The sequence below is a fragment of the Streptomyces sp. 8L genome, from assembly GCF_020176795.1.
GTDB lineage: Bacteria > Actinomycetota > Actinomycetes > Streptomycetales > Streptomycetaceae > Streptomyces.
Genome location: NZ_JAIUKE010000477.1, coordinates 1 through 9,017 on the forward strand (window position 1 = coordinate 1; position 9,017 = coordinate 9,017).

At 68.1% G+C, this 9,017-nt stretch carries 8 protein-coding genes and 1 tRNA gene; 3 read left to right on the top strand and 6 right to left on the bottom strand.

Annotation, left to right across the window (positions count from 1 at the left end; genetic code table 11):
* Window positions 1–117: 117 nt before the first annotated feature.
* Together LCE31_RS31600 and pyk are read left to right on the top strand one after the other, a co-directional pair.
* Window positions 118–1,017, top strand: a complete 900-nt coding sequence (locus tag LCE31_RS31600) for a hypothetical protein (protein WP_225020477.1) — start codon at window positions 118–120, stop codon at window positions 1,015–1,017.
* Between the two features lie 292 nt (window positions 1,018–1,309).
* Window positions 1,310–2,743, top strand: coding sequence for a pyruvate kinase (pyk, locus tag LCE31_RS31605; protein ID WP_225020478.1), 1,434 nt, complete (start codon window positions 1,310–1,312; stop codon window positions 2,741–2,743).
* Between the two features lie 10 nt (window positions 2,744–2,753).
* Here the strand turns inward: pyk and LCE31_RS31610 are convergent, their stop codons facing one another.
* Both LCE31_RS31610 and LCE31_RS31615 read right to left on the bottom strand, forming a co-directional pair.
* On the bottom strand, window positions 2,754–3,533 hold the full coding sequence (locus tag LCE31_RS31610) for a transcriptional regulator (RefSeq protein WP_225020480.1): 780 nt from the start codon (window positions 3,531–3,533) through the stop codon (window positions 2,754–2,756).
* A gap of 108 nt (window positions 3,534–3,641) precedes the next feature.
* Window positions 3,642–3,716: transfer RNA gene (locus LCE31_RS31615), tRNA-Leu, on the bottom strand.
* Between the two features lie 100 nt (window positions 3,717–3,816).
* Here LCE31_RS31615 and LCE31_RS31620 point away from each other — a divergent pair.
* Window positions 3,817–4,461: an ANTAR domain-containing response regulator gene (locus LCE31_RS31620; RefSeq protein WP_225020482.1), complete on the top strand. Its 645-nt coding sequence runs from the start codon at window positions 3,817–3,819 to the stop codon at window positions 4,459–4,461.
* 75 nt (window positions 4,462–4,536) lie between these two features.
* Here the strand turns inward: LCE31_RS31620 and LCE31_RS31625 are convergent, their stop codons facing one another.
* Genes LCE31_RS31625 through LCE31_RS31640 form a run of 4 tightly spaced genes read right to left on the bottom strand, consistent with a single transcriptional unit; the run spans window position 4,537 to window position 8,835 of the window.
* Window positions 4,537–5,253 carry an ABC transporter ATP-binding protein gene (locus LCE31_RS31625; RefSeq protein ID WP_225020484.1) on the bottom strand — a complete coding sequence of 239 codons (717 nt, stop codon included), beginning with the start codon at window positions 5,251–5,253 and terminating at the stop codon, window positions 4,537–4,539.
* Window positions 5,250–6,101, bottom strand: coding sequence for an ABC transporter ATP-binding protein (locus tag LCE31_RS31630; protein WP_225020486.1), 852 nt, complete (start codon window positions 6,099–6,101; stop codon window positions 5,250–5,252). Before LCE31_RS31630 ends, LCE31_RS31625 begins: the two co-directional genes overlap by 4 nt.
* 5 nt (window positions 6,102–6,106) lie before the next feature.
* Window positions 6,107–7,900, bottom strand: coding sequence for a branched-chain amino acid ABC transporter permease (locus LCE31_RS31635; protein WP_225020488.1), 1,794 nt, complete (start codon window positions 7,898–7,900; stop codon window positions 6,107–6,109).
* Window positions 7,901–7,905: 5 nt separating this feature from the next.
* A complete protein-coding gene (locus LCE31_RS31640; RefSeq protein ID WP_225020490.1) occupies window positions 7,906–8,835 on the bottom strand; it encodes a branched-chain amino acid ABC transporter permease in 930 nt (309 codons plus the stop codon).
* Window positions 8,836–9,017 lie beyond the last annotated feature (182 nt).

Sequence of the window (9,017 nt, forward strand, 5' to 3'; positions counted from 1 at the left end):
GCCCAGGCACCCCGGCGTCGCAGGAACCTCCAGCGCCCCGCCGCGAACTGACGAGTGTTCAGCGGGAATTGGGGAGCGCGTGGCGAGGCGTTTCCCGGTGATCGCTTCGATCACGGCATGACCCGTGCGCACCGGAACACCTCCGCCCGTCCCCGCACCGACCGCCGCCGGCTCCGGCTCGGCGTCGTCACCGCGACCGCCGCCCTCGCCGCCGCCTGGGCGGTCCCGGCCCACGCCGCCGACACCGCGGACCCCAGCTTCCAGGTCAAACTGCTCCTCGACCCCGCCACGACCCTCGGAACGACGGGCTCCCCGCTCCCCGCCACGACGACCGCCCTCAGCCTCGGTGCGTCGTCCGGCGTCGAAGCCGCCGAATACCTCGACTCCAGCAGCCTCCAACTGGAGAACGAGGGCTGGAGCGTCCGCGTCCGCCACGACGATGACGACGACAAGGTCAAGGAGACCTACAAGAAGCGCTACGCCATCGCGGGCGACGGCACCGAAGCCGACGCCCTCGACGACGCCCTCGACCAGGCCGCCGACGACTCCTTCGACGCGGACGAGGAAGACTACGACGCCCAGGTCGACCTCAGCTACAACAAGGCCACCCTCGACTTCTCCGACGACAAGAAGGCCGACGCCGACGGCCTCGGCAGCGGAAAGCTCCCCAGCGCCGCCGACGCGCGCGACGACGTCGTGGGCGACCTGCCCGGCAAGCTCGAAGACCTCGGCTCCAAGGACTTCGCCAAGAACATCCTCGCCGGAGCCCACATCTACGGCCCCGTCGTCCAGACCGACTACCCCGGAAGCCTCGCGGGCCACACCGTCGAACTCCAGATCACACCGATGCACGACGCTCCCGGCGGCAGCGGCTACTGGGCCGAAGTCAGCGCCGACGCCTCCACCCTGTCCTCGGCCGTCGACCTGCGCGACGACCTCGTGAACGCGCTCAACTCCCGCGGCTGGCTCATCCCGCAGAACGCCTTCAAGACCGAACAGATCCTCGCCACCTACTGACCGGCCGTCGTCCGGCGGTGCGGGCCCGTTCCAGAGGCTCGACTGTCCGAACGTCGGAGCGGTGCGCCGGGCCCCCGCCGGGCCCCCCCCCCGGCCGAGGCGACTGGCCCCGCCCCGCATCGCTCCCGTACACGGAACCATCGACAGAGCGTAACCGAAACCACCGCCGCCATGCTCATCAGAGCGGCCTCCCGCACACTTCGACACCCAGCAACAACCTTTCATGCAAAGGTTGTTGAGTAGTCATGCCACCCCAAACCCCTACCAGTCGGTAAGGTTTACGCTCAGTGGTATGCGCCGAGCGAAAATCGTCTGTACCCTGGGCCCCGCGACCGACTCCTACGACCAGATCAAAGCACTGGTCGAAGCCGGAATGAACATCGCACGCCTCAACCTCAGCCACGGCACCTACGCCGACCACGAGGACCGCTTCCAGCGCGTACGCAAGGCCGCCGAAGAAGCCGGCCGAAGCGTCGGAATCCTCGCCGACCTTCAAGGTCCGAAGATCCGGCTCGGCCGATTCCGCGAAGGCCCCGTACTGCTTGAACGCGGCGACACCTTCACCATCACCGTCGAACCGTGCGACGGCGACCGCCACACCTCCTCCACCACCTACCAGGGCCTCGCCGCCGACGTCACCACCGGTGAACGCATCCTCGTCGACGACGGGAAAGTCACCCTCGAAGTCACCGCCGTCGACGGCCCCCGCGTCACCACCACCGTCATCGAAGGCGGCATGGTCTCCGACCACAAGGGCCTCAACCTCCCCGGCGTCGCCGTCTCCGTCCCCGCACTCTCGGAAAAGGACGTCGAAGACCTCCGCTGGGCCCTGCGCGCCGGCGCCGACGCCATCGCCCTGTCCTTCGTACGCAACGGGCACGACATCGAACCCGTCCACCGGATCATGGACGAAGAAGGCGTACGGCGCCCCGTCATCGCCAAGGTCGAGAAGCCGCAAGCCGTCCAGAACATCGACGCCATCGTCGCCGCCTTCGACGGCATCATGGTCGCCCGCGGCGACCTCGGCGTCGAAATGCCCCTCGAAGAAGTCCCCATCGTCCAAAAGCGCACCATCAAACTCAGCAGGCGGAACGCCAAGCCCGTCATCGTCGCCACGCAGATGCTCGACTCGATGATCGAGAACTCCCGCCCCACCCGCGCCGAAGCCTCCGACGTCGCGAACGCCGTCTTCGACGGCACCGACGCCGTCATGCTCTCCGGCGAGACCAGCGTCGGCAAACACCCCGAGGAAACCGTCCGCACCATGGCGCGCATCGTGGAAGCGGCCGAGGAGGACATCCTCGCCAAGGGACTCCCGCCGCTCACGAACAGCAGCAAGCCCCGCACCCAGGGCGGCGCCGTCACCCGTGCCGCCGCCGAGATGGGCGACTTCCTCGGTGCCAGGTTCCTCGTCGCCTTCACCCAGACCGGCGACACCGTCAAACGCCTCTCCCGCTACCGTTCGCCCATCCCCCTGCTGGCCTTCACCCCCGACCCCACCACCCAGGCGCAGCTCAACATGGTCTGGGGCGTCGAGACCTTCCTCGGCCCGCGGGTGGAATCCACCGACGCGATGGTCGAACAGGTCGATGAGATGCTGCTGTCCCTCGGCCGCTGCGAGCGGGGCGACATCGTCGTCATCACGGCAGGCAGCCCGCCCGGCGTCGCCGGCACGACCAACATGGTCCGCGTCCACCACATCGGCGAGGACGACAGCCCCAAGTAGGCCGGCCGGTTCAGCACTTCGGCCCGACCCGGGCGTCCATCAACGCGACGGACGCCCGTCGGGCCACGGAGATGTTCTCCACGCTGCGGCTCTGGTTGCAGGACTTCCACTCGACGCCGACGCGGTCGAGGGTGTCGGTGTAGAGACGCAGCACGTCGGCTGACCGGTTCGTGAAGAAGTACCGCGGATACTCGTACCGCTTGCGGACGCCGGCGACGGCGCGCGTGGTCCAGTTGGTGATGCGGCATCCGTCGGAGTGCACCAGCCCCCGGATGAACTCCCAGGGGTGCGCGTCCATGATCAGCTGCTGCCACTCTTCGAGGACGATGCGCCGCTCGTACTTCTTGCCGGGGCCGTGCTGGGGGAAGAGGCAGGGCCAGTGGCGGTCGTAGCTGCCCACCTCGACGCACCCCTGCCGCTGCGTGATCCACACGCCGTTCGCGGGGCGCACGGCCCGGACGGCTTCCCGGCACAGTGCGATCAGTCCCGGCCAGGCGTCGGCGCAGAAAATGCGTAAGCTGTAGCCCCGCTTCTGCGGGCTGATGCAGCCGTCGCCCAGGTAGAGGCCGAGGAGATACGCGTAGGCGGCGGGGTCCTGGGGCTGGGCCGGGAGCGGTGCGCAGCGGAAGCATGGTGCGGTCTGTGCGGACAGGCGCGGCCGGGGCTCGGGCCGCGTCTGCCAGGAGCGGATGGCCGCACGGGACACGCCGGTCTGCTTGCTGACCGCGTTGAGGCTGAGGCCCTGGCCGACGAGGGTGAGGACGCGGGTACGCGTCTGCATGTCGTACATGGGGTCGATTTTTGGAGAGTGACCCCGACGCCGGACGGGAAGTGAGGAGATTCGCCCGATCGAGTGGGCGATAAGCCCGAGAGGGCTGACCTTCGAAATGAAGGAAAGTGCCCCAGGTGGGATTCGAACCCACACTGTCCGCTGTTTGAGAGCGGCCTCTCTGACCGATTGGAGTACTGGGGCCTTGGAAACACAGGGGCTGCGGGGCCCCACCGAGTCTCACCTTATCGCAGATCGGTAGGCTCATGGGGGAGCAGTACCCCGCCGTGAATCGAGGAGCCCCGTGACCACCCCCGACTCGCCACAGCCCGCCGAAGACGATGACACGTCGCACGTTCCGCCGCTGACGACGCGCGTCGTCATCGCCGAGGACGAGGCGCTGATCCGTCTTGACCTCAAAGAGATGCTCGAAGAGGAGGGCTATTCCGTCGTCGGTGAGGCCGGGGACGGTGAGCGGGCCGTGGAGCTCGCGCGGGAGCACCGGCCGGATCTGGTGATCCTGGATGTGAAGATGCCGGTGCTCGACGGGATCTCCGCGGCGGAGCGCATCGCCGAGGAGTCGATCGCGCCGGTGCTGATGCTGACGGCCTTCTCGCAGCGCGATCTGGTGGAGCGTGCGCGGGACGCCGGGGCGATGGCGTATCTGGTGAAGCCGTTCAGCAAGTCGGACGTGGTGCCGGCGATCGAGATGGCGGTGTCGCGGTTCACGGAGTTGCGGGCGCTGGAGCAGGAGGTCGCGGATCTCACGCAGCGGCTGGAGACGCGGAAGCTGGTCGACCGGGCGAAGTCGGTTCTGCAGACGCAGTACGGGCTGACGGAGCCGGCGGCGTTCCGGTGGATTCAGAAGACGTCGATGGATCGGCGGCTGTCGATGCAGCAGGTCGCGGAGGCGGTCATTCAGGACGCCGAGGAGAAGAAGAGCAAGTAGGCCGGTGGTGCGGCGAGGCCCGTCCCGGGTGGTTTCCGGGGCGGGCCTCTTCGCGTGCCGGGAGCGGCGGGGGTTTCAGTCCTCGCCGAGGTAGGCCTTGCGGACGGATTCGTCGTGGAGGAGGTCCTGGCCGGTGCCGGACAGGACGATGTTGCCGATTTCCATGACGTGTCCCTGGTCGGCGAGGGAGAGCGCCGCTTGGGCGTTCTGCTCGACGAGCAGGATGGTGGTGCCGCCTGCCTTGAGTTCTGCGATGGTCGCCATGATCTTCTGCATCATGATCGGGCTGAGGCCCATGGAGGGTTCGTCGAGCATGAGCAGTTTGGGCTGGGACATGAGGGCGCGGCCCATGGCGAGCATCTGCTGTTCGCCGCCGGAGAGGGTGCCTGCGGCCTGTTTCCTTCGTTCGCCCAGGATGGGGAAGAGTTCGTAGGCGCGCTGGACGTCCTTCTCGATGCCTGCTCTGTCGCTGCGGAGGAAGGCGCCGAGGAGGAGGTTCTCCGCGATGGTGAGCCGGGGGAAGATGTGGCGGCCTTCGGGGGAGTGGGCGAGGCCGAGCGCGACGATCTTGTGCGCGGGGACTCCGGAGAGTGGTTTCCCGTCGAAGGTGATGCGTCCGCCGGACGGCTTGAGGAGGCCGGAGAGGGTGCGCAGGGTGGTGGTCTTGCCGGCGCCGTTGGTGCCGATGAGGGTGACGACCTGGCCGGCTTCGACGGTGAAGCTGATGCCTTTGACGGCTTCGATCTTGCCGTAGGCGACTTTGAGGTCTTCGACCTCCAGGAGTGCGGTCACTGGTGGTCTCCGTCGGTGGCTTGGGTCTCGGTGCCGGTCTCGGCGGTGGTGTCTTCGTAGGGTGTGCCGAGGTAGGCGGCGACGACGCGTTCGTCGGCCTGGACGACCGCGGGGGTGCCTTCGACGAGTTTTTCGCCTTGGACGAGGCAGGCGACGCGGTCGCAGAGGTTGAAGATGAACCGCATGTCGTGCTCGATGACGAGGACGGCGATGCCCTGGTCGCGGATGGCGAAGACGAGTTCTTCGGTCGCGCGGGTCTCTTGCGGGTTCATTCCGGCGGTGGGCTCGTCGAGGAGCAGGAGGCCGGGGTCGCTGGCGAGTGCGCGGGCGATTTCGAGCTTGCGCTGTTCGCCGTAGGGGAGGTTGCGGGCGAGGTGGTCGGCTTTGTGGTCGAGGCCGGTGAAGGCGAGGAGTTCCATGGCGCGGGCGCGTGAGGCTGCTTCCGCCTTGCGGAAGCCGGGGCCGCGGAGGATGGCCGACCAGAGGCCTTCTTTGGTGCGTGTGTGGCGTCCGATGAGGACGTTTTCGAGGACGGTCATGTTGGCGAAGAGCCGGATGTTCTGGAAGGTGCGGGCGATGCCCGCTTTGGTGACGAGGTGGGGTTTGGGCGGGAGGACGCTGCCTTTGTAGGTGACCTTGCCCTCGGTGGGGACGTAGAGGCCGGTGAGGCAGTTGAAGAACGTGGTCTTTCCGGCGCCGTTGGGGCCGATGAGGCCGACGATCTCTCCGCTGTGGACGGTGAGTCCGACGGAGCGTACGGCGGTGAGGCCGCCGAAGCGCATGGTGACGTCGGTGGCGTTGAGGACGGTGGTGGCGGCCGGTGCGGCGGGGGCGGCGGTGGTGCTCATGGTGGTTATGCCTCCGCCTTCGTGACGCCGACGGTGCCCGCGGAGAGTCCGTCCTCGGGGACGTCGAGTTGGCCGGTTTCGTGGAATTCGAGCTGGCGGCGCCGGTTGGGGATGATGCCTTCGGGGCGGAAGCGCATGAGGACGACGAGCGCGACGCCGAAGGCGAGGAGTTCGTAGTTCTGGAGGAAGCCGAGCTTCTCGGGGATGAGGTAGAGGAGGACGGCGCCGAGGATGGGGCCGCCGACGGTGCCCATGCCGCCGAGGACGACGGCGGCGAGGAGGAACGCGGAGTTGGGCGGGGCCGCTCCGGCGAACTGGTACGGCGTGGGTACGACGCTGTAGGTGACGTGGGCGCTGACGGTGCCGGCGAGGCCCGCGAGGGTGGCGCCGAGGGCGAAGGCGATGAGTTTCACGCGGAAGCCGTTGATGCCCATGGCGGTGGCGGCTGTCTCGTCTTCGCGGATGGCGACCCAGGAGCGGCCGATGCGGGAGTCCGCGGCGCGCTTGAAGACGAACACGACGATCGCGGTGAACAGCAGCATCAGGAAGAAGTAGTTGGCGAAGCGGCCGATGGTGAAGCCGCCGAGGTCGTGCGCCGTCCCGAAGTTGAACCCGAAGAGGTTGAGGTCGGGGATGTTGGAGATGCCGTTGGGCCCGTTGGTGACGTCGGGGCCTGAGCTGCCGTCGAGGTTGTTGACGGCGATGCGGAAGATCTCTCCGAATCCGAGGGTGACGATGGCGAGGTAGTCGCCGCGGAGCCGGAGGGTGGGTGCGCCGATGAGGACGCCGAAGACGAGTGAGGCGGCCATGCCGGTGAGGGCGGCGGCCCAGAACGGGAATTGGAGGTGGATGCTGGAGTACTGGCTGCCGGAGACGAGGGCCGCGGCGTAGGCGCCGACGCCGAGGAAGGCGACGTAGCCGAGGTCGAGGAGGCCGGTGAGGCCGACGACGATGTTGAGGCCGAGGGCGACGGTGCCGAAGATGAGGATGTTGACGCCGAGGTTGGCGTTGTGGTCGTCGCTCTGGGTGAAGGGGAAGGCGACGGCGGCGAGGAACGCCATGCCGGTGCCGAACCCCTTGTGGCGGGCGTTGAGTTCGGAGAACCGCTCGAAGAGTCCCGCGGCGGTGAGTGCCCAGGCGGCGAAGATGACGAGGAGCGCGAAGCCGATGAAGGTCTCGCTGTCGTCGTCGTCGATGCCGATGCCGTAGCTGAAGGCGACGAGGGCCAGCGCGGCGCAGAGGGTGATGATGACGCGCTGGAGCCAGGCCGCGGGGAGCGCGGGCCTCGGGAGGTGGTCGGGCTTGGTGAAGTACGCCTTGAAGCCGTCGCCGTCGCGGGGGAGTGCGAGGGCTCCGAGGACGGCGAGGAGGCCTCCGACGACGGCGACGTAGGCGCCGGGGTCGAGGTTGACGAGGCCGCCGAGGTCGACGGAGATCGCGATGGCGGTGAACCAGGTGACGACGAAGGCGGAGACCGCGGCGAGGAACACCGGGTTGGTGGCGCGGGCGGGGTTGAGCCAGCCGAGGCCGCGGATGTTCTTGCGGCCGAGGGCGAACAGGACGGTGAGGAGGCCGCCGACGATGGCGATGATCTGGAGGCCCGCGGGGTAGCCGTAGACGGTGAGGTCGCCGGGGAAGTCGCTGGTCCAGGTCCACGACATGAACGCGGAGACGATGGTGGCGGCGCCGCCGATGAGGACGATCGTGTCGGCGGCGGCTTCGGGCAGGCCCAGGAGGCCGGGGCGGCGGGGCTCGGCGGCCGGGGTCGCGGTGTTCCCTGTGGTGGTTGTGGTGGTCATGGTTCTCACGCCCTGTCCGCGACGCGTTCGCCGAGGAGTCCTTGTGGTCTCAGCAGGAGTACGAGGATGAGCAGTACGAACGCCCAGACGGATGCCCAGGCCTGGCCGCCGAACTGTTCCATGCCGGGGATGTCGGAGATGTACGCGGTGGCCATGGCTTCGGCGAGGCCGAGGACGACGCCGCCGAGCATCGCGCCGTAGATGTTGCCGATGCCGCCGAGGACGGCGGCGGTGAAGGCCTTGAGTCCGGCCTGGAAGCCCATGGAGTAGTCGACGTTGCCGTATTTGAAGCCGTAGGAGATGCCGGCGACGGCGGCGAAGAGGCCGCCGATGGCGAAGGCGACCACGATGATGCGGTCGGTGTTGATGCCCATGAGCCGTGCGGTGTCGGGGTCCTGGGCGGTGGCCTGCATGGCGCGGCCGGTGCGGGAGGTCCTGACGAAGAACGCGAGCGCGGTCATGCAGACGACGCCGGCGGCGATGAGGAAGATGTCACCGCTCTGGATGCTGATGGAGCCGAGGTGGTAGGGCCCGAAGGGGAGTTGGGGGAAGGAGCGGTTGGACTTGGCGTTGGGGTAGAGGTTGAAGACGACCTGCTGGAGAGCGAGGGACAGACCGATGGCGGTGATGAGCGGGGCGAGCCGTGGCGCGCCGCGCAGGGGCCGGTAGGCGAAGCGTTCGGCTCCCACGGCGATGAGGACGGCGACGATGGCTCCGCCGACGAGCATGAGCGGGACGGCTATCCACATGGATATGCCATGGGGGAGCCAGAGCCAGACGGTGAGTGCCCCGAATCCTCCGGTCATGAATATCTCGCCGTGGGCGAAGTTGATGAGCTGGACGATGCCGTACACCATCGTGTAGCCGATGGCGATCAGCCCGTACATCGAGCCGAGGAACAGCCCGTTGGCCAGCTGCTGCGGCAGGGTGTTCACCGCATGGCCTCCATGTGGGTCAGGTATGTGGGTGCGGGTGGGCACGCCGCGGGGATGGCGGGGCGGCGTGCGGTGGTCGGGATGGGACCTTTCGTTCGGATCAGGTCGGATCAGTGAGCGGGGTCCGGTGCCGTGAATCGCAAGGCGGAGGAGGGAGTCATGGCGGAGCCATGGCGACCGAC